Annotated in this window: 20 protein-coding genes and 1 pseudogene; 3 read left to right on the top strand and 18 right to left on the bottom strand. The window is 65.3% G+C overall.

All coding sequences use genetic code 11. The features are described 5' to 3' along the window. Positions 1–234 precede the first annotated feature (234 nt). The 11 genes and pseudogenes from C167_RS35495 to ubiE form a co-directional block, all read right to left on the bottom strand. On the bottom strand, positions 235–1,107 hold the full coding sequence (locus tag C167_RS35495; RefSeq protein WP_419146531.1) for a methyl-accepting chemotaxis protein: 873 nt from the start codon (positions 1,105–1,107) through the stop codon (positions 235–237). After that, positions 1,108–2,148: pseudogene (locus C167_RS35500) on the bottom strand (methyl-accepting chemotaxis protein); the annotation flags it as partial. A 180-nt stretch (positions 2,149–2,328) separates the two neighbouring features. Beyond that, positions 2,329–3,036, bottom strand: coding sequence for a 16S rRNA (uracil(1498)-N(3))-methyltransferase (locus C167_RS0120380; protein ID WP_017520152.1), 708 nt, complete (start codon positions 3,034–3,036; stop codon positions 2,329–2,331). Then, positions 3,033–3,824, bottom strand: a complete 792-nt coding sequence (gene tatC, locus C167_RS0120385) for a twin-arginine translocase subunit TatC (RefSeq protein WP_017520153.1) — start codon at positions 3,822–3,824, stop codon at positions 3,033–3,035. The genes C167_RS0120380 and tatC overlap by 4 nt, the downstream gene beginning before the upstream one ends. Then, positions 3,821–4,333: a Sec-independent protein translocase protein TatB gene (gene tatB, locus C167_RS0120390; protein WP_017520154.1), complete on the bottom strand. Its 513-nt coding sequence runs from the start codon at positions 4,331–4,333 to the stop codon at positions 3,821–3,823. Before tatB ends, tatC begins: the two co-directional genes overlap by 4 nt. Positions 4,334–4,336: 3 nt before the next feature. Beyond that, complete coding sequence (locus C167_RS0120395; RefSeq protein WP_017520155.1) at positions 4,337–4,585, bottom strand: twin-arginine translocase TatA/TatE family subunit; 249 nt, start codon at positions 4,583–4,585, stop codon at positions 4,337–4,339. A gap of 27 nt (positions 4,586–4,612) precedes the next feature. Then, positions 4,613–4,951 (bottom strand): phosphoribosyl-ATP diphosphatase, encoded by a 339-nt coding sequence (locus C167_RS0120400; protein ID WP_017520156.1) that lies wholly within the window; start codon positions 4,949–4,951, stop codon positions 4,613–4,615. Next, positions 4,941–5,354, bottom strand: coding sequence for a phosphoribosyl-AMP cyclohydrolase (gene hisI, locus C167_RS0120405; RefSeq protein ID WP_017520157.1), 414 nt, complete (start codon positions 5,352–5,354; stop codon positions 4,941–4,943). The genes C167_RS0120400 and hisI overlap by 11 nt, the downstream gene beginning before the upstream one ends. A gap of 95 nt (positions 5,355–5,449) precedes the next feature. Next, positions 5,450–7,060 carry a ubiquinone biosynthesis regulatory protein kinase UbiB gene (gene ubiB, locus C167_RS0120410; RefSeq protein ID WP_017520158.1) on the bottom strand — a complete coding sequence of 537 codons (1,611 nt, stop codon included), beginning with the start codon at positions 7,058–7,060 and terminating at the stop codon, positions 5,450–5,452. After that, positions 7,057–7,683 (bottom strand): ubiquinone biosynthesis accessory factor UbiJ, encoded by a 627-nt coding sequence (locus C167_RS0120415; protein ID WP_026079177.1) that lies wholly within the window; start codon positions 7,681–7,683, stop codon positions 7,057–7,059. The genes ubiB and C167_RS0120415 overlap by 4 nt, the downstream gene beginning before the upstream one ends. Next, positions 7,680–8,462, bottom strand: coding sequence for a bifunctional demethylmenaquinone methyltransferase/2-methoxy-6-polyprenyl-1,4-benzoquinol methylase UbiE (gene ubiE / locus C167_RS0120420; protein WP_017520160.1), 783 nt, complete (start codon positions 8,460–8,462; stop codon positions 7,680–7,682). The genes C167_RS0120415 and ubiE overlap by 4 nt, the downstream gene beginning before the upstream one ends. A 141-nt stretch (positions 8,463–8,603) precedes the next feature. On the opposite strand from ubiE, the gene C167_RS0120425 reads away from it, so the two are divergent. The 3 genes from C167_RS0120425 to C167_RS0120435 all read left to right on the top strand — a co-directional run bounded on the left by C167_RS0120425 (position 8,604) and on the right by C167_RS0120435 (position 10,401). Then, the gene (locus tag C167_RS0120425; protein ID WP_017520161.1) at positions 8,604–8,879 is read left to right on the top strand and encodes a polyhydroxyalkanoic acid system family protein; all 276 of its coding nucleotides are present in this window, start codon (positions 8,604–8,606) and stop codon (positions 8,877–8,879) included. A 168-nt stretch (positions 8,880–9,047) separates the two neighbouring features. Next, a complete protein-coding gene (locus C167_RS0120430) occupies positions 9,048–9,458 on the top strand; it encodes a phasin family protein (RefSeq protein WP_017520162.1) in 411 nt (136 codons plus the stop codon). A gap of 10 nt (positions 9,459–9,468) precedes the next feature. Then, on the top strand, positions 9,469–10,401 hold the full coding sequence (locus C167_RS0120435; protein ID WP_017520163.1) for a phasin family protein: 933 nt from the start codon (positions 9,469–9,471) through the stop codon (positions 10,399–10,401). Positions 10,402–10,479: 78 nt separating this feature from the next. Here C167_RS0120435 and C167_RS0120440 read toward each other — a convergent pair whose 3' ends face one another. The 7 genes from C167_RS0120440 to hslV form a co-directional block, all read right to left on the bottom strand. Beyond that, positions 10,480–11,094 carry a TetR/AcrR family transcriptional regulator gene (locus tag C167_RS0120440; protein WP_017520164.1) on the bottom strand — a complete coding sequence of 205 codons (615 nt, stop codon included), beginning with the start codon at positions 11,092–11,094 and terminating at the stop codon, positions 10,480–10,482. 139 nt (positions 11,095–11,233) lie between these two features. Next, entirely contained in the window at positions 11,234–12,916 is a 1,683-nt protein-coding gene (gene phaC, locus C167_RS0120445; RefSeq protein WP_026079168.1) for a class II poly(R)-hydroxyalkanoic acid synthase, read from the bottom strand. 331 nt (positions 12,917–13,247) lie between these two features. Continuing rightward, entirely contained in the window at positions 13,248–14,252 is a 1,005-nt protein-coding gene (gene phaZ / locus C167_RS0120450; protein WP_017520166.1) for a poly(3-hydroxyalkanoate) depolymerase, read from the bottom strand. Beyond that, the gene (phaC, locus tag C167_RS0120455; RefSeq protein WP_017520167.1) at positions 14,249–15,928 is read right to left on the bottom strand and encodes a class II poly(R)-hydroxyalkanoic acid synthase; all 1,680 of its coding nucleotides are present in this window, start codon (positions 15,926–15,928) and stop codon (positions 14,249–14,251) included. Before phaC (C167_RS0120455) ends, phaZ begins: the two co-directional genes overlap by 4 nt. A 526-nt stretch (positions 15,929–16,454) precedes the next feature. Continuing rightward, the gene (locus C167_RS0120460; RefSeq protein ID WP_017520168.1) at positions 16,455–16,826 is read right to left on the bottom strand and encodes a gamma-butyrobetaine hydroxylase-like domain-containing protein; all 372 of its coding nucleotides are present in this window, start codon (positions 16,824–16,826) and stop codon (positions 16,455–16,457) included. Positions 16,827–16,918: 92 nt separating this feature from the next. Beyond that, a complete protein-coding gene (hslU, locus tag C167_RS0120465) occupies positions 16,919–18,259 on the bottom strand; it encodes an ATP-dependent protease ATPase subunit HslU (protein WP_017520169.1) in 1,341 nt (446 codons plus the stop codon). Positions 18,260–18,287: 28 nt separating this feature from the next. Continuing rightward, positions 18,288–18,824: an ATP-dependent protease subunit HslV gene (gene hslV, locus C167_RS0120470; RefSeq protein ID WP_017520170.1), complete on the bottom strand. Its 537-nt coding sequence runs from the start codon at positions 18,822–18,824 to the stop codon at positions 18,288–18,290. Between the last annotated feature and the right edge of the window lie 13 nt (positions 18,825–18,837).

The raw sequence follows: 18,837 nt of genomic DNA on the forward strand, positions 1-18,837 counted from the left end.
TTGCGGTGCGGTGAAGTGCCATGCCGCACTTCGTAGGGTGGCGTGGAGCGAAGCGATACCCATCGATCCGCAGCAGCCGTGGCTCGTGTAGGAGCGCGCTTGCTCGCGAACCGATTTCGCAGCGTGTCTTCTTCGCGAGCAAGCTCGCTCCTACGAAAAGCCCACGCCTTCGGCGCGCTGGCAATGTATGAAGAAGGCCCGCTGTGCGCGGGCCTTCTTCGTGGCGGGGCCGGGTCAGACGCGGAAGCGGCTGACCAGTACCTGCAGCTCGTTGCCCAGGCGCGCCAGCTCCACGCTGGACGCAGCGGTTTCCTCGCTGGCGGCGGCGGTCTGCTCGGAGATGTCGCGCACGTTCATCACGCTGCGGTTGATCTCCTCGGCCACGGCGCTCTGTTGCTCGGAAGCGGCGGCGATCTGCTGGTTCATCGACTGGATGGTCGACACGGTGCGGGTGATCGCGCCCAGGCGCTCGCCGGCACGGCGGGTCAGGTCGACGGTGCTGACGGTCAGGTCGCGGCTGGTTTCCATCATCTGCACGGCCTGCTGGGTGCCGCTCTGCAGGCCTGCGATCAGCTCTTCGATCTCCTCGGTGGAGGACTGGGTGCGCTGCGCCAGGCCGCGCACCTCGTCGGCCACCACGGCGAAGCCCCGGCCCGCATCGCCGGCTCGGGCGGCCTCGATAGCGGCGTTGAGCGCCAACAGGTTGGTCTGCTCGGCCACGGCCTTGATCACGTCCAGCACGCTGCCGATCTTCTCGCTTTCGCGCTTGAGCTTGAGCACCGACTCGTTGGTGCGGCCGACTTCGCCGGCCAGGCGGTCCATTTGGGTCACGGCCTCGTTCACCGCACCTTCACCATCGCGGGCCTGACGGTCGGCGGCGGAGGCGGCCTCGGAGGCTTCCTCGGCGTTACGTGCGACTTCCTGTACGGTGGCGGCCATTTCGTTCATGGCGGTGGCGACCTGGTCGGTCTCGGTCTTCTGGTTGTTCACCCCGGCGCTGGTCTGCTCGGTTACCGCGGACAGCTCTTCGGCGGCACTGGCAATCTGCGTCACGCCGTCGTGGATACGGCCGATCAGTTCGCGCAGCGACAGGTTCATGCGCTGCATGCTCTTCTGCAGTTGGCCCAGTTCGTCGTGCCGGTTGGTGGGGATGTCACGGCTGAGGTCGCCGTCGGCGATACGCTCGGCATGGCCCAGCACCTCGCGCAGCGGATTGACGATCTGCCCGGTGATGATCCAGGCGGCGATGCTGCCCAGCACCAGGGCGATCGCCGCGGCCAGGCCCAGCAGGGTCTTGGCCTGGGCGACACCGGCGTCACGCTTGGCGGTCTGGGTGGTGGTCAGCTCGGCGCTGAGCTTCTCGATCTGCTGGCCGGCGTCGCGCATGCGGTCGCGGGCGGCCTGGCTGTCGTTGACCTCGTTGCGGTAGTTGGTCAGCGCGTTGCGGTAGGTCTCCAGCGCATCGAGGGTGGCGCGGAATTCGCCGGCGAGCTCCGCCGGCGAGGTGCTCATGTCGCTCTTCACGCCGTCGATCAGCTTCTGCAGGCCGGCGAAGGCGGGCTGCTCGAGGTTCTGCGCGTCGGTACTGGTGTAGGCCATGACCTGCAGGCGCGCCTGCATGACGGAGCGGCCGAGGCCGGCGAGGTCCTGCAGGTGCTGCAGGCTTTCCGTGCTGGCGCTGTCCACCAGCTTCTGTTCGGCCTTCTGCATGCCTTCGCTGACAGCGCTGGCAGCCTGGATCAACACCTGCTTGGCGGCGTCGCGCTCTTCGAAGGACTTCAGCAGCTGGCTATACAGCTTGCGGTACTCGACGCTCAGCTCATGCTGTTGATTGATGACGCGGCGGTCCTCGGCTTCGGTGAACCGTTCATTCAGTGCGCGGTGGCGCTGGTCCAGCTTGTCCAGGGTATCCAGCACCAGCTTGGCGTCTTCCGGCGCGCGCGTGGACTGGAACTTCAGGCGGGCGATGCGCAGGTCCTTGGCAATCGCGATCAGCTCGGAAATCTCGCCGAGCTTGTCGCCACGGCTGATGACGTTGCTCAGGTTGATCCAGCCGGTGAGGGCGATCAGCAGAGTAAGCAGCAACACCAGGCCGAAGCCCGAGGCGAGTTTGAGTTTGACAGTCAGGTTGTTGAACCAGCGAAACATGAGGGCGCTCCAGCGTTGAACAGGGCCGGTACGCAGGGCTGAGCAGGAAGTGCGCAGAGTGGGGACGACCGGTAGCCCAGATATCGGCTTCGCTGGCGGGAACTGAAGCGTCTCGGGTTATTTTTCTGACTGGTGGTTCACGCTGGAGGCCCCGTGTTTACTGGCCTCTAGCCATTTTCGTTAGTACAGGCGTGCCAAAAGCGCGGTCACGGCGGTCTCGACGCGTAGGATGCGATCGCCCAGTTGCACGGGGGTCAGTCCGGCTTCGCGCAGCTTGTCGACCTCATAGGGAATCCAGCCGCCCTCGGGGCCGATGGCCAGGGTCACCGGCTCGCTCAGTGCGCGCGGGCACTCGGGCCAGGGGCCGGGATGGCCGATCAGGCCGAGACTGCCGGCGGCCAGCGCGGGCAGGCGGTCTTCGACGAAGGGCTTGAAGCGCTTCTCGATGATCACCTCGGGCAGCACGGTATCGCGGGCCTGTTCCAGGCCCAGGATCAGTTGCTCGCGAATGGCTTCGGGATCGAGGAAGGGGGTCTGCCAGAAGCTCTTCTCCACCCGGTAGCTGTTGAGCAGCACCAGGCGCGGCACGCCCATGGCGGCGACGGTCTGCAGCACACGGCGGAGCATCTTCGGGCGGGGCAGGGCGAGCAGCAGGGTGAGCGGCAGCTTGGCCGGCGGGGCCTGCTCGAAGCTGACCTGCAGCTCGGCTTCGTTGGCTTCCAGGCGCAGCAGGCGGCCTTCGCCCATCTGTCCGCCGAGGCGGCCGACGCGCATCCGGTCGCCGCTTTCGGCGCGGTGGACTTCCTGCATGTGGGTCAGGCGGCGGTCACGCAGGATCACGCGGTCCGCCGCCACGAAGTCGGCGTCGTCGAGCAGCAGAAGGTTCACGGGCGGGTGGCCGGCGGCTGGTCGCCCTTGGACTCTTCTTCTTCCGTGCCGCGCTTGCGGATCAGGTGGCTGAACAGCACGCCGGCCTCGAACAGCAACCACATCGGCACGGCAAGCAGGGTCTGCGACAGCGGGTCCGGCGGTGTGAGGATCATGCCGACGACGAAGCAGCCGATGATCACATAGGGACGGATCTTCTTCAGGTAAGCCACGTCGACTACCCCGATCCAGACCAGCAGCACGGTGGCGACGGGAATCTCGAAGGCCACGCCGAAGGCGAACAGCAGGGTAAGGAAGTCCAGGTAGCTGTTGATGTCGGTCATCGGTGTCACGCCTTCCGGGGCCGAGCCGAGGAAGAAGTGGAACATCAACGGGAACACCATGAAGTAGGCGAAGGCCATGCCGGCGTAGAACAGTACGATGCTGGAGGCCAGCAGCGGCAGGGCGACGCGTTTCTCGTGCTTGTACAGCCCCGGCGCGATGAAGCCCCAGACCTGGCTGAGGATCACCGGCATGGCGAACAGCACGGCGACGATCATGGTCAGCTTCAGCGGCGCGAGGAAGGCCGAAGCCGGGTCGATGGCGATCATGGTCGCGCCTTCGGGCAGGAAGCGGCGCAGCGGCTCGGAAGCCAGCGCGTAGATCTTCTGCGAGAAGTACAGCAGGCCGATGAAGATCACGAAGATCGCGATCACGCAGCGCAGCAGGCGGTTGCGCAGTTCGGTCAGGTGCGAGACCAGGGGCATTTCCTGGTCATGTTCGGGCTGGTCGGGCTTTTCGGCGCTCATGGGGTACGCGGCGTCTCGGACGAAGCGGGCGGCTGGCTCGCGGCGGTCGTTGGGCTTGGCTGGCCGGCTTCCGGCGCCTGCGGTGCAGCGGCAGGAGCCTCCGCAGTGGCAGGCGCGAGGCCCGCACCCGGCAGGCTGTTCAGCCGGCTATTGGGTGCGATGACCGGCGCTGCGGGCGGCTCGGTGGAAGTGGCCTGGCCTTCCGGCTGGGCCGGAGGCTGCAGCGGATTGAAGGCTTCCCGAGCCTGGTCTTGCAGGTCGGTCAGCGGCGCCATCAGCTTCTTGGCTTCCTGTTCCATCTGCAGGATGTGTTCGTTGTGCAGCTGGCGACGGATTTCATCCGCGCCGAGCTCGCGCTCCACTTCCGTCTTGATGGCGTTGAAGCTGCGCTTGAGCCGGCCGATCCACAGCCCGGCGGTGCGCGCGGCACCCGGCAGGCGGTCGGGGCCGAGCACCAGCAGGGCGACGAGACCCACCAGCAGCAGTTCGCTGAAGCTGATACCGAACATGAATCAGTCCTTGCGCGCCGGCTCTTCGACCTTCTGCGCCTGGGCGTCGATGGTGTGCGGCTGGTTCAGCGGCGGGTTGCCGGCAGCGGCATTCGGGTCTTTCTTCTCGTCTTCCTCGGTGTTCATTGCCTTCTTGAAGCCCTTGATGGCTTCGCCGACGTCCGAACCGAGGTTCTTCAGGCGCTTGGTGCCGAAGACCAGTACCACGACGATCAGGATGACGACCCAGTGTTTCCAGTCAAAGATGCCCATCTTGTATTCCTCGCAAAGTTGTCGGGTTCAGGCTGACGGCTGGCGCGCGGCCTTCTCGTCATGCCCGGAAAGGCCGAAGCGGCGGTCCAGCTCGTCCAGTACCGCCTGCGGGTGCTGGCCGAGAGCGGCGAGCATCACCAGGGAATGGAACCAGAGGTCGGCCGTTTCGTAGATCAGGTCCGTGCAGTCACCGCTGCTGGCGGCGTCTTTCGCGGCCAGGATGGTTTCCACCGATTCCTCGCCGACTTTCTCCAGAATCTTGTTCAGGCCCTTGTGATACAGGCTGGCCACGTAGGAACTGTCCGGTGCGGCATTCTTGCGCGCTTCGAGGACTTCCGCCAGACGGGCGAGGGTATCAGTGCTCATGGGGTTTTCCTGTACCTACGTGGGAGTAGATGGCATCCGGGTCCTTCAGCACCGGGTCGACGGTCTGCCAGGCGCCGTTCTCGAACACCCGGTAGAAGCAGCTTTCGCGGCCGGTGTGGCAGGCGATGCCGCCCAGTTGCTCGACCATCAGGATCACCACGTCGGCGTCGCAGTCCAGGCGCAGCTCGTGCAGCTTCTGCACGTGGCCGGACTCCTCGCCCTTGCGCCAGAGCTTGCCGCGCGAGCGCGACCAGTAGATGGCGCGGTTTTCGGCGGCGGTGAGGGTCAGGGCCTCGCGGTTCATCCAGGCCATCATCAGCACGCGGCCGGTGCGATGGTCCTGGGCGATCGCCGGCACCAGTCCATCGGCATTCCAGTTGATTTCGTCCAGCCAGTCTTTCATCTCGGGTTCCGTACAGCGGGCGCACGCAGCGCCCAGAGCCACTTTGCAAGCCACTTGGTCCAGCGGTTAAGTGTGCCAGCCAGTGCGGCGACTGGCTATCGGCGCAGAATCAGATACAGACCACCGGCCAGCATTGCCCACGCCGGCCAGGCGGCGAGGCTGTGGGTGGCGAGGCCGGTTTCGGCGGCGCCGGCCACCAGCACTGCGCCGATCAGTCGCGCCGGCCAGGCGCTTGCGCCGGAGTCGTGGGTCTCGATGACCAGGCGCTTGTCCGGGTCCGGATCGCGCGACAGGCGTTCCAGCGTCTCGCGGGTCATCTGCGCCAGGTGGGGAATCTGCTCCAGGTGCTGCTGGGCATTGCGCAGCAGGGTGCCCGGGCTGACGCGCTCGCGCATCCAGCGTTCGAGATAGGGCTGCGCCGTGGTCCACAGATCCAGTTCGGGATAGAGCTGGCGGCCCAGGCCTTCGATGTTCAGCAGGGTCTTCTGCAGCAGCACCAGTTGCGGCTGCACTTCCATGTTGAAGCGCCGCGCGGTCTGGAACAGGCGCAGCAGCACCTGGCCGAAGGAGATGTCCTTGAGCGGCTTCTCGAAGATCGGTTCGCAAACGGTGCGGATCGCCGCTTCGAAGTCGTTGACCTTGGTTTCCGCCGGCACCCAGCCCGAGTCGATGTGCAGTTGGGCGACCTTGCGGTAGTCGCGCTTGAAGAAGGCGATCAGGTTACGCGCCAGGTAGTCCTGGTCCTCGTCGGTGAGGCTGCCGACGATGCCGCAGTCCACCGCGATGTACTGCGGGCTCCAGGGCGTGCGGGTGCTGACGAAGATGTTGCCGGGGTGCATGTCGGCGTGGAAGAAGCTGTCGCGGAACACCTGGGTGAAGAAGATTTCCACGCCGCGTTCGGCCAGCGCCTTGAAGTCGGTGCGTTGGTCGCGCAGGGTCTCCAGGTCGGTGACCGGGATGCCGTAGATGCGCTCCATCACCAGTACCTTGGGGCGGCACCAGTCCCAGTAGACCTGGGGCACGTAGAGCAGCGGCGAGCCTTCGAAGTTGCGCCGCAGCTGCGAGGAGTTGGCGGCTTCGCGCAGCAGGTCGAGCTCGTCGTAGATGGTCTTCTCGTAGTCGCTGACGACTTCGGCCGGGTGCAGGCGGCGGGCATCGGCGGAGATACGCTCGGCGGTGCGCGCGAGGATGTGCAGCCAGGCGATGTCGGAGCGGATCACCGGTTCCAGGTTCGGCCGGATGACTTTCACCACCACTTCCTCGCCGGTCTTCAGCTGCGCGGTGTGCACCTGTGCCACCGAGGCGGAGGCCAGCGGTTCGCGTTCGAAGCGGGCGAACACCTGCTCGATCTTGGCGCCCAGCTGCTGCTCGATGAGCGCGACGGCCAGTTCCGGCGGGAAGGGCGGCACCTTGTCCTGCAGGAAGGCCAGCTCCAGGGCGATGTCGTCGGGCAGCAGGTCGCGGCGGGTGGAAAGAATCTGGCCGAACTTGATGAAGATCGGTCCCAGGTCCTCCAGCGCCAGGCGCAGGCGTGCGCCACGGCTGAGCGCCAGCGGCTTGCGCGGCAACCAGCGCCACGGCAGCAGGCCGCCGGCCAGGCGCAGCCACCAGGGCAGGAAGGGCAGGTCGAGGACCATGTCGTCCAGTCGGTAGCGGATGGCTATGCGCTGGATGCGCAGCAGGCGGCGGATGGCGAGCAGCTTCATGCGTCGGGCTTGATCTTCTGGGTCAGGCGGTTGATCCGCGCGTCGAGGCGGTCGAGGGAAATCTTCAACTGGTCCAGCTCGGCGAAGCGGGCTTCGGCTTCTTGCTGGCCGACCAGGCTGCGGCTTTCCTCGGCGAGGTAGTCGGCGAGGCTCAGGCGCAGGCTTTCCAGGCTGTCGCCGGCCCAGGCCATGCCGCCGCGCAGGCGTGCGCCGAGCAGGTGCGCAGGCACCGGGCCGAGCCAGCGGGAGACTTCGTATTCCCAGTCCAGCTCCAGGCTCTGGAGGATGTCAGCCAGCTCCAGCAGCATCGCGCTGTCGCCACCCATGGTCACTTCGGGGCTGTGAAGGACGCGGGTCTTGTCCTTGGCCAGGGCCAGTTGCAACAGGCTGCCGGCGGGGGCGACGAGGGTGCAGTCCGCCGGCGCCTCATGGTGCGCGGCCAGGTGCAGGCCGTCGGCGTCGGGCAGGATGAACAGCCTGAGCGCGGGCGCCTGGCAGTCCACCTCCAGCACCTTGCCGGCAAGCCGGCCCAGGCGTTTCAGCGCCACGCCGTCAAGCCGCAGTACGCGATTGACGGTTGCCTCGGCGCCGGCCAGGGCGGCCTGCAGGAGCAGGGTCATCAGGGCTTGATGCCGCGGTGCAGGGCGACCACGCCGCCGGTCATGTTGTGGTAGGTGACGCGGTCGAAGCCGGCCTCCACCATCATCGACTTCAGCGTTTCCTGGTCGGGGTGCATGCGGATCGATTCGGCGAGGTAGCGATAGCTTTCGGAATCGTTGGTCACCAGCTTGCCCATCAGCGGCAGCAGGGTGAAGGAGTAGGCGTCGTAGGCCTTGGACAGCAGGCTGCTGGTGGGTTTGGAGAATTCCAGCACGAGCAGGCGGCCGCCGGGCTTGAGCACCCGCAGCATGGAACGGATGGCTTCGTCCTTGTGGGTGACGTTGCGCAGGCCGAAGGCGATGGTCACCGCGTCGAAGTGGTTGTCGGGGAACGGCAGCTTCTCGGCGTCGGCCTGGACGAAGCTGACGTTGCCGGCGACACCGCTGTCGAGCAGCTTGTCGCGACCGACCTTGAGCATCGAGGCGTTGATGTCGGCCAGCACCACTTCGCCGGTCGGGCCGACCAGGCGGGAGAACTGGCGGGTCAGGTCGCCGGTGCCGCCGGCGATGTCCAGCACCCGGTTGCCGGCGCGCACGCCGGACAGCTCGATGGTGAAGCGCTTCCACAGACGGTGGATGCCGCCGGACATCAGGTCGTTCATCAGGTCGTACTTGGCGGCGACCGAGTGGAATACCTCGGCGACCTTCTCGGCCTTCTCGCTCTCACGCACGGTCTTGTAGCCGAAGTGCGTGGTGGGATCGGCGCTGTCCTGGCCGGCTTGGGGCTTGCGCGGTTCGCTCATGGCATTTCTACCCTGGAAGTCAGTGGCGGGCATTCTAACAGGAAGCAGAGAAAACGCCGCCTTGGTCAGGGCGCCGCCGGGGTGCGGCGATACGGCGCGGCGCGTATCATTTGGCAAGTCAGTCACTCGCGGAGTTCAAGAATGTCCCGTATCCACGTCGAACGTCATCACTCGCTGGGCCTGGAAGCCGCCCGCGCCAAGGCGCAGAAGCTCGCCGACAAGCTCACCCGCGAGCACGGTGTGAACAGCGAGTGGCAGGGCGATACCCTGCTGTTCAAGCGCAGTGGCGTCGACGGGCGCATCGAGGTGGGCGCGGACAAGGTCGCGGTGGACGTGAAGCTGGGCCTGATGCTCTCGGCCATGGGCGGCCTGCTCAAGGGCGAGATCGAACGCGCGCTGGACAAGGCCCTCGCCTGATTCCCTGCGGCCCCGCTCCCCGCGGGGCCATGCCGTTTTCAGGCGGCGCCGGCTTTCCTGCAAAGCCTGGTATGTGTTTTCTAATTTTCCCCGATACCTTGGCTCACAGTCCCGCCGGATGCGGGCAGCGTTCGACATCATCGAATCTGAACCCTGTGAGGTGCCACCATGGCCAAGGCCGTCAGCAAGAAGAAAGTCGTAGAACTCGAATCCTCTCTCTATTCCGATGCCAAGCACTATGCGCGGCAGATCTGGCTGGCAGGCCTGGGAACCTATGCCCGCGTGGGCGCCGAAGGCAGCGAATACTTCAAGGAACTGGTCAAGTCCGGCGAGTCCGTGGAGAAGAAGGGACGCGACCTGGTGAGTACCCAGATCGACGCCGCCAACGACAGCGTCAAGGGTCGCCTGCACAGCGTGAAGGCCAAGCTGAACTTCGAGAAGATCGAAGCGGTGTTCGATGCGCGTGTCGCCTCTGCCCTCAACCGAATCGGAATTCCCTCCAGGCGTGATGTGGAGGCGCTCTCTGCTAAGCTGGATGAGCTGAGCGCAGTGCTCGAGCGTGTCGCGAGAACCCAATAAGGAGAGCAGGATGGCTGGCAAAAAAACTACCGATAAAAAAGAGTCCAGTTGGATCGGCGAGATCGAGAAATACTCGCGGCAGATCTGGCTGGCTGGCTTGGGGGCCTACTCGAAGGTCAGCAAGGACGGCAGCAAGGTGTTCGAGACCCTGGTCAAGGACGGCGAGAAGGCCGAGAAACTGGCCAAGACCGAAGTCGAGGGTGCGGTGAAAACCTCCACCCGTTCCGCGAAGGCGCGCGTCGATGCCGTCAAGGGCGCCGCGATCGGCAAGTGGGGCGAGCTGGAGGAAGCTTTCGACAAGCGCCTGAACAGCGCGATCTCGCGCCTGGGGGTACCGAGCAGCCGTGAAGTGAAAGACCTGCACAGCAAGGTCGACAGCCTCACCAAGCAGATCGAGAAACTCACTGGCGTCAGCGTCAAGACTGCTGCCAAACCGGCCGCCAAGCCCGCAGCGAAAGCCGCCGCCAAACCGGCTGCGAAACCCGCTGTGAAGACTGCGGCGTCCAAACCGGCTGCCAGAACCGCCGCCAAGCCCGCTGCGAAACCGGCCGCCAAGCCTGCCGCTAAAGCCGCCGCCAAACCGGTTGCCAAGGCTGCCGCGAAGCCGGTTGCCAAGGCTGCGGCCAAGCCTGCCGCGAAAGCGGCTGCCAAGCCCGCTGCTGCGAAAACTGCTGCGAAGCCTGCCGCCAAGCCCGCTGCAAAACCGGCTGCAAAACCGGCTGCTGCCGCCAAGCCTGCCGCTGCGAAACCTGCAGCCAAGCCGGCCGCGGCGAAGAAGCCTGCCGTGAAGAAACCCGCTGCAACCAAGGCCGCTGCCAAGCCGGCCGCTGCGAAACCGGCAGCCGCTCCGGCCGCCACTCCGGCACCGTCGGCTCCCGCCGCCGCGCCGGCCGTGACGCCGTCCGCCGCTGCTCCGGCAACGCCGCCGCCGTCCCAGGCCTGATCGGTCTGCTGCAATACCCACGCCCGGCCTTGCGCCGGGCGTTTTCATTCTCCCTGGGAAAAAGCTCTCGCGGGGGCGTCAGGGCGTGAGGTAGCGTTTGGCGAGCCGTTCGGCGATCAGCTGCGAGTCCGGTCGCAGGTGCGGTGCCACCAGCATCATCACCTGGAACACCACCTGGCGGACGTCGCCGGCGTGGCCGAGGATGCGCTGGTAGTCGAGGGAGAACAGCAGGGTCAGGGTGATCTGTTCCACCAGTTGGCCGAGGGAGTCGGTGTCGCTGAGCAATTCGCCCTGCGCCTTGAGCTGCGCCAACAGGGTGGCCAGTGTGCGCTTGAGCTGGTTGAGCCAGGCGCGCACGCCGCGGGCTAGCCTGGGCAGACGCCCGGCAAGGTTGGAGAGGTCCTGGAAGAGAAAGCGGTAGTGCGCCAGGCGCTCGACGATCAGGTGCAGGAACAGCCAATAATCCTCGGCGTCCAGGCGAACGTCTTCCGGTGGGTCGAGCAGCGGCGCCAGCTCGTCCTGGAAGCGCTCGAACAGCGCGAGTACCAGAGGCTCCTTGCCATGGAAGTGGTAGTAGAGATTGCCGGGGCTGATGCCCAGTTCGGTGGCGATCTCCAGCGTTGAAACGTTGGGCTCGCCCTGCTCGTTGAACAACTGCAGGGCGCATTCGAGAATCCGGTCGCGCGTTTTCATCCGTGCTCTTGTTCCAGCCGCAGTGGGCCGACGATAGCCGCAGGGGGAGTTGGCTGCCAATGGTTTCGCGGCAAACTTCCGCATGGCGTGCCTGTAGGAGCGAGCTTGCTCGCTCCTACAAAAGCTCCGATATCACGGCTCAACGCACGTGCACGTAAGTCCCTGGCGCGGCTTCTTTCGGCGGGTATTCGGCGTTGCCCAGCTCGAAACTCACCGGGCGGCGTTCGCCCGATCGTTCCTGGATCCATTCCAGCCACAGCGGCCACCAGCTGCCCTCCTGGCGCTTGGTGTCGTAGTACCAGGCGCGTGGGTCGGAGCTGATCTTGCCGTTCTCGAAGTAGCACGCCTTGGGGTTGCCTGGCGGGTTGAGGATGCTCTGGATGTGGCCGCTGTTGGACAGCACGAAGCGGGTATCGCCGCCCAGCAGTTGGGCCGAGCGGTACACCGCGTCCCAAGGCGTGATGTGGTCAGTGATGCCGGCCACGTGGAAGTTGTCCACTGCCACCTTCTTCAGGTCGATGGCCGTGCCGTTGACTTCCATCGCGCCGGGGCGGGCCAGCGGGTTGTGCTTGAAGAAGTCGAGGAAGTCGCCGTGCAGCGCGGCGGGCAGGCGGGTGTTGTCGTTGTTCCAGTAGAGGATGTCGAAGGCCGGGGGTTGCCTGCCCAGCAGGTAGTTGTTCACCCAGTAGTTCCAGATCAGGTCGTTGGGGCGCATCCAGGCGAATATCTTTGCCATGTCGCGTCCATCCAGCACGCCGTGCTGGTAGGAGCGGCGCTTGCTGGTTTCCAGTGTCTGCTCGTCGGCGAACAGCGCGGCGGGAGTTTCCACCTGGCTATCCAGCAGGCTTACCAGGTAGGTGGCGCTGGCAATCTTGCGCAACTGCCGGCGCGCTTGCAGGTGGCCTTGCAGCGCGGCAATGGTCAGGCCGCCGGAGCAGGCGCCCAGCAGGTTGACGCTGCGGCTGCCGCTGATGGAGCGGCACACGTCGATGGCCTCGTCCAGCGCGGTGACATAAGTCGACAGGCCCCACTCCCGATGGCGCGCGTCGGGGTTGCGCCAGCTCACCATGAACAATTGCAGGTTATTTTTCAGGGCGTACTGGACGAAGCTCTTTTCGGCCGTCAGGTCGAAGATGTAGAACTTGTTGATCTGCGGCGGCACGATCAGCAGCGGCCTGGCATGCAGGTGCTCGCCCATCGGCTTGTACTGGATGAGTTCCAGTACCTCGTTGCGGAACACTACCGCGCCGGGCGTGGTGGCCAGGTTCTGGCCGATCTCGAAGGCGCTGCGGTTGACCTGGCTGGGCATGCCGCCGTTGTGCATGAGGTCGTCGAGCAGGTGCTGCGCGCCTTTGAGCAGGCTCTGTCCGCCGGTGTTGAACAGCTCCTTCACCGCCAGCGGGTTGAGCAGGGTATTCGATGGCGAGGCGGCGTCGGAGAGAATCGACAGCAGGAAGCGCGCGCGGGCGCGGTCGTCGTTGTTCAGGTCGCTCTCGTCGACCCAGGCCAGCAACTGCTTCTGCCAGGCCAGGTAGGCCTGCACGGTGCGCCGGTAGAAGGGATTCAGGCGCCAGGACGGGTCCTGGAAGCGCGCATCCTGCGGGTTGGGCTGCAGCGGTGAATCGCCGATCAGCACCTTGCCCACCTGCTTGCCGAAGGCCGCCAGGTGCCTGGCCGAATGGACCGGATGGCGCACGCCCTGCAGCGCCAGCATGTGCAGGGTGGACAGCATGTCCTTGCCGCGCAGGCCGACCATCGCGCTCTGCGCATTCATGTATTGGGTGGGGACGGGGACGCTACCCGGTTCAGCTTTCTCTCGCATGAACAGCACTCCGTAAAGGGTCCGACCTGCCAAAGGCGGAAGCAAGGGCTGTACCGGAGTCGGGAGGAGCCCGGTCCAGACGCTTGTCGCCGGTTCGAGGGTGTGCACGGGTATCGACGCGAGAGGGCTACTGCACGAAAACAGGGCAGTGGATCAGCAGCCGGGTTGCCCTGCGGTCACCTGCGAAGGTGGCCGCGGCGGTCCCGAATCAGGCGCTACGTGTCGATACCCGTGAACACGCCTGTTTGTTGTTCGGCTCTGTATAAAAAAGTGCCTGCGCAGCGATCGGTCAAGGCAGGATGCCCGCCGACTGTGACGAAGCTGTGATGCTTCAGCTGGCCTTCGGGGCGAAAGGCCGTGGGTGAATGACCGCGCGCTGCCGTTCTTCCTGGAGGAACTTCATGATGATCGGCGCCACGGTTTCCGCGCGGGTCACCAGGAACAGGTGGCCGTCGTCGATTACGTGCAGCTCGGAGTTGGGGATGCGCCAGGCGATCATGCGCATGTTGATCAGCGGGATGATCGGATCGTCGTCGCCGGCCAGGATCAGCGTCGGCTGACGGATCTTGTGCAGCCAGTGGATGCTGGTCCAGCCGAGGCCGGCGAACAGCTGCCAGTAGTAGCCCATCTTGCCGGACGAGCGGACCTTGCTGGCGAAGGCCATGGCCAGCTTCGGGTCGCGGCGGAAGGCGCCGCCGTAGATGTCCGGGGCGATGTGCACACCATAGGACGGCTGGATGTAGCGCCGCGGGCTGGCCATGCGCCAGAGCACCCTCGGCTTGCCCGGCACCATCACCGCGCCGGCGGCGGTGGCGGCGAGGATCAGCTTCTTGCAGCGCTCGGGGTAGTCATGGGCGAACTGCTGCGCCAGCGCGCCGCCCCAGGACACGCCGATGGCCGTCACCTGGCCGTAGTCCAGGTAGTCGAGCATCCGCGCGGCCAGCTTGGCCAGGCCGGGGAAACGGTACGGCGTGCTGGGCGTGGACGAGCCGCCGACGCCGGGAACGTCGAAGGCAATCACCTCCAGATCCGGGTCCAGCGCGGCGACGAAGGGGAACACCAGTTCCAGGTTGGCGCCGATGCCGTTGAAGATCAGCAGCGGCGTCATGTGCTTCTTGCCCGGACGCACGGCGGTGCGGATGGTCTGCCCGTCGAGTTCGATGGTGCGGAACTCGAAGGGCTGCGCCGCCGGCGCCTTGCTCGGCAGGATCTCCTCCGCGCTGCGTTTGCTGCGCGCGCGCCGGCTCGTCGGCGCGGCCACTTCCACGGCCTGCGGCGATTCAGGAGGGTTGGCGTCGTCCACGGCGCCGGCTTGTGGGAGGAGTTCTGTTTTCATCGTTCGTGCACGTAGGTTCCGGGAGCGGCTTCACCAGCCGGATGGGCCTTGCTGCCCAGCACGGTCGGCGCCTTGCGCGTCTTGCCCGAGCGCTCGGCCAGCCAGTTCTGCCAGTGCAGCCACCAGGAGTCGGCGTGCTTGCTGGCGTTTTCCTGCCAGGTCTTCGGATCGGCCGAGAGTTCCGGGCCGGTCATGAAACGTGCCTTGGGGTTGCCTGGCGGGTTGAGGATGCTCTGGATGTGACCGCTGTTGGACAGGATGAACTCACACTTGCCGCCCAGCAGGCGCGCGGAGCGGTAGCAGGCCTCCCAGGGCGTGATGTGGTCGGAGAGGCCGGCCACGCAGTAGAAATCGCAGGTGACCTGCTTGAGGTCGATCGGCGTGCCGCCGACTTCCAGCGCGCCGGGGCGACCCAGCGGGTTGGTCTTGAACATCTCCACCAACTCGCCGTGCAGGGCGGCTGGCAGGCGCGTGGTGTCGTTGTTCCAGAACAGGATGTCGAAGGCTGGCGGCTCGTTGCCCAGCAGGTAGTTGTTGACCCAGTAGTTCCAGATCAGGTCGTTGGGCCGCATCCAGGCGAACACCTTGGCCATGTCCTTGCCTTCGAGCACGCCGGACTGGTACGAGCGGCGCTTGGCGGCTTCCAGGGTCTTCTCGTCGGCGAACAGGGCGATCTGGGTATCCAGTTCGAAGTCCAGCACGCTGACCATCTGGGTGAACGCATTGACCTTGTGCTCGCCCAGGGCCGCGTAGTGGCCCAGCAGGGTGACGGTCGTGATGCCGCCGGAGCACGCGCCGAGCATGTTCAGGTCCTTGGCGCCGGTGATGGCCAGGACCACATCGATGGCTTCCTTGAGCGCCTCGATATAGGTGGTCAGGCCCCACTCGCGCTGCGCCTTGGTCGGGTTGCGCCAGCTGACGATGAAGGTCTGCACCTGATTGCGCAGGCAAAAGCGCGCCAGGCTCTTTTCCGGCGACAGGTCGAAGACATAGAACTTGTTGATCTGCGGCGGCACCACCAGCAGGGGGCGCTCATGCACGCTCTCGGTGATCGGCTTGTACTGGATCAGTTCCAGCACATCGTTGCGGAACACCACCGCGCCTTCGGTCAGGGCGAGGTTCTTGCCGACCTCGAAGGCATCCATGTTGACCTGGCTGGGCATGCCGCCGTTGTTCACCAGGTCCTTGGCCAGGTGGGTCAGGCCGTCGAGCAGGCTCTTGCCGCCGGTCTCGAAGAAGCGTTTGACCGCCGCCGGGTTGGACAGCGTGTTGGTCGGCGCCATGGCCTCGGTCATCAGGTTGATGACGAACTGGCCGCGGCTGATGTCCTGGGCGGAAAGGTCGCTGTCGCCGATCCACGCGTGCAACTCCTTGCGCCAGGCCAGGTACGTCTGCAGGTAGCGGCGGTAGAGCGGGTTCTGGCTCCAGGCCGGATCGTTGAAGCGGCGGTCGTCATCCGAGGGCTTCAATTCGGATTTGCCGAGCAGGACATTCTTCAGCTCCAGGCCGAAGTGGGTCACGTGCTTGGCGCTGTGGAAGGGCTGCTTGATCGCTTGCAGCAGCACCATCCGGGCAGAGGTGAGCAGGTCCTTGCCGCGAATGCCGATCACCGGGTTCAGGGCGAGGGTATTTTCCGCGGCTTGCTGGGGTAGATCGCTGTTGTTCTTCTGGGTCATCGGCGACGCTCCATTGTCCTGAGACGCATACTGGCGGGGCTCACCTGGGTGACGTAAGGCCAAGTACTGCTCGGGGTTGCGGAACGTGGAGACAGCTCCACGCGATTCATCTACTTGGCGGCATCACTGGAACTTCAGGTGACCACGCTCGGTGCACTGTAACTCCGTACATTGCACTGCCTTGGTTACCCGAGTTTCCTTCGCCGCGCAAGCTGGTGCAGCGTGGGCCTTCTCCTAGGAGTATGTCGGGAAAAGTTAGAAAACGCGCCCTAGAGCGGGGGCATCTCGCCAGTTCCCTGACGGCGAACACGCAGGCAGCAGTCTGCATCGGGAATGTTGCAAATGGCGTGCCCTGGAGCGAGTGCCCGACGAAGGTTGGTGCGCAGGACGAGCTGGAGGGATAGATCGAAGGAGTTGTAGGAGCGGTGCGGGGGCTTTTGTAGGAGCGAGCTGGCTCGCGAACGAGCTTTCCGGCGGCGCAGTCGCTGGACCGGTCCGCGAGCCAGCTCGCTCCTACGAAATGAACTTACAGCATGAGTTTGACCACGGACTCCGACGGGTCGCGCGACTTACCGGCCTTCTCCAGCTGCGCCAGGTAGTCGGCCCACATTTCGTCGTGGCGCACGCAGAGTTCGTACAGGTAATCCCAGGTGAACAGGCCGCTGTCGTGGCCGTCGTCGAAGGTCAGCTTGAGCGCATACTGCCCGGCCGGCTCCAGGTTGTTCAGGCCGACGTTCAGCTTGCCCACTTGCAACACCGGGTTGCCGTGGCCCTGGACTTCCGCCGATGGTGAATGCACACGCAGGAACTCAGCGGACAGCTCGTAGGATTGCTCTCCATAAGTCAGCGAAAGCTTCTTCGAGGCCTTGTGCAGCTTGATGGCGGAAGGAATGCGCATGGACGTCTCCTGAACGGCGATTCCGGCATTGTAGCGCCGGCGGAAAAACAGCGGGGCGCCCTGAGGCGCCCCGTCGCAGCGATGTGGATCGCTCAGAGGATGTAGCGCGACAGGTCTTCGTCCTGGGCCAGTTCGCCCAGGTGGCCGTTGACGTAGGCCGCGTCGATCACGATGGCCTTGTCGCTGTGCTCGCTGGCGAGGTCGGCGGCGTCGAAGGACACTTCTTCGAGCAGGCGCTCGAGCAGGGTGTGCAGGCGACGGGCACCGATGTTCTCGGTCTTCTCGTTGACCTGAAAGGCGATCTCCGCGAGGCGCTTGATGCCGTCGGCGGCGAACTCGATGTCCAGGCCTTCGGTTTTCAGCAGCGCGGTGTACTGCTCGGTCAGCGAGGCGTGCGGTTCGCTCAGGATGCGCTCGAAATCGCTCGGGCTCAGGGCCTTGAGCTCGACGCGGATCGGCAGGCGACCCTGCAGTTCGGGTACCAGATCGCTGGGCTTGGACAGGTGGAACGCGCCCGAGGCGATGAACAGGATGTGGTCGGTCTTCACCATGCCGAGCTTGGTGTTCACCGTGCAGCCCTCGATCAGCGGCAGCAGGTCACGCTGCACACCCTCGCGGGAGACATCGGCGCCGCCGACGTTGCCACGCTTGGCGATCTTGTCGATCTCGTCGATGAAGACGATGCCGTTCTGCTCGACCGCTTCCAGGGCGCGGGCCTTGAGGTCTTCTTCGTTGACCAGGCGCTGCGCTTCCTCGTCGCGGATCAGCTTCATGGCCTCGGCGACCTTCAGCTTGCGGCTCTTGCGCTTGCCCTTGCCCATGTTGGAGAACAGGTTCTGCAACTGATTGGTCATCTCTTCCATGCCGGGCGGGGCCATGATTTCCACGCCCGAGGGGATGTCGGCGACCTCGATGTCGATTTCCTTGTCGTCCAGCTGGCCTTCGCGAAGGCGCTTGCGGAACAGCTGGCGGGTGTTGGAATCCTCGCGCGGCGGCTCGTCACCGAAGCCGGTGGTGCGCGCCGGCGGCAGCAGTGCATCGAGGATGCGCTCTTCGGCGGCGTCTTCGGCGCGGTACTTCACCTTCTGCACTTCCTGCTCGCGGAGCATCTTGATCGCGGCATCGGCGAGGTCGCGGATGATCGACTCGACGTCACGGCCGACATAGCCGACTTCGGTGAACTTGGTCGCTTCCACCTTGATGAACGGTGCGTTGGCCAGCTTGGCCAGGCGCCGGGCAATCTCGGTCTTGCCGACGCCGGTCGGGCCGATCATCAGAATGTTCTTCGGCGTTACCTCGGCGCGCAGCTCTGCCGGCAGTTGCATGCGCCGCCAGCGGTTGCGCAGGGCGATGGCGACGGCGCGCTTGGCGTCGTCCTGGCCGATGATGTGGCGGTTGAGTTCGTGGACGATCTCGCGGGGAGTCATGGACATTGGACGGGCTACTCCGGAACGACAGCGCTCAGACGGCGCTGTCGAGCTCCTCAAGGGTCAAGTTCTGGTTGGTGAACACGCAGATGGAGCCGGCAATGTTCAGCGCGGTCTCGGCGATCTCGCGGGCGCTCATGTCGTCGCTGCCTTTCTGCAGCAGGGCCAGGGCTGCTGCCTGGGCGAAGCCGCCGCCCGAGCCCATGGCGATCAGGCCGTGCTCGGGTTCGACCACGTCACCGTTGCCGGTGATGATCAGCGAGGCGTCCTTGTTGGCTACGGCCAGCATGGCTTCCAGGCGGCTCAGGGAGCGGTCGGTACGCCAGTCCTTGGCCAGTTCGACCGCGGCGCGCACCAGGTGGCCCTGGTGTTTTTCCAGCTGCTGTTCGAAGCGTTCGAAGAGGGTGAAGGCATCGGCGGTGGCGCCGGCGAAGCCGGCCAGCACTTCACCGTGGTACAGGCGACGGACTTTCTTCGCGTTGCCTTTCATCACGGTGTTGCCCAGGGAAACCTGGCCGTCGCCGCCCATGACGACTTTGCCGTTACGGCGGACAGATACGATGGTGGTCAAGGGTCTTACTCCA

Source organism: Pseudomonas nitroreducens TX1 (assembly GCF_000313755.1).
Lineage (GTDB): Bacteria > Pseudomonadota > Gammaproteobacteria > Pseudomonadales > Pseudomonadaceae > Pseudomonas > Pseudomonas nitroreducens_A.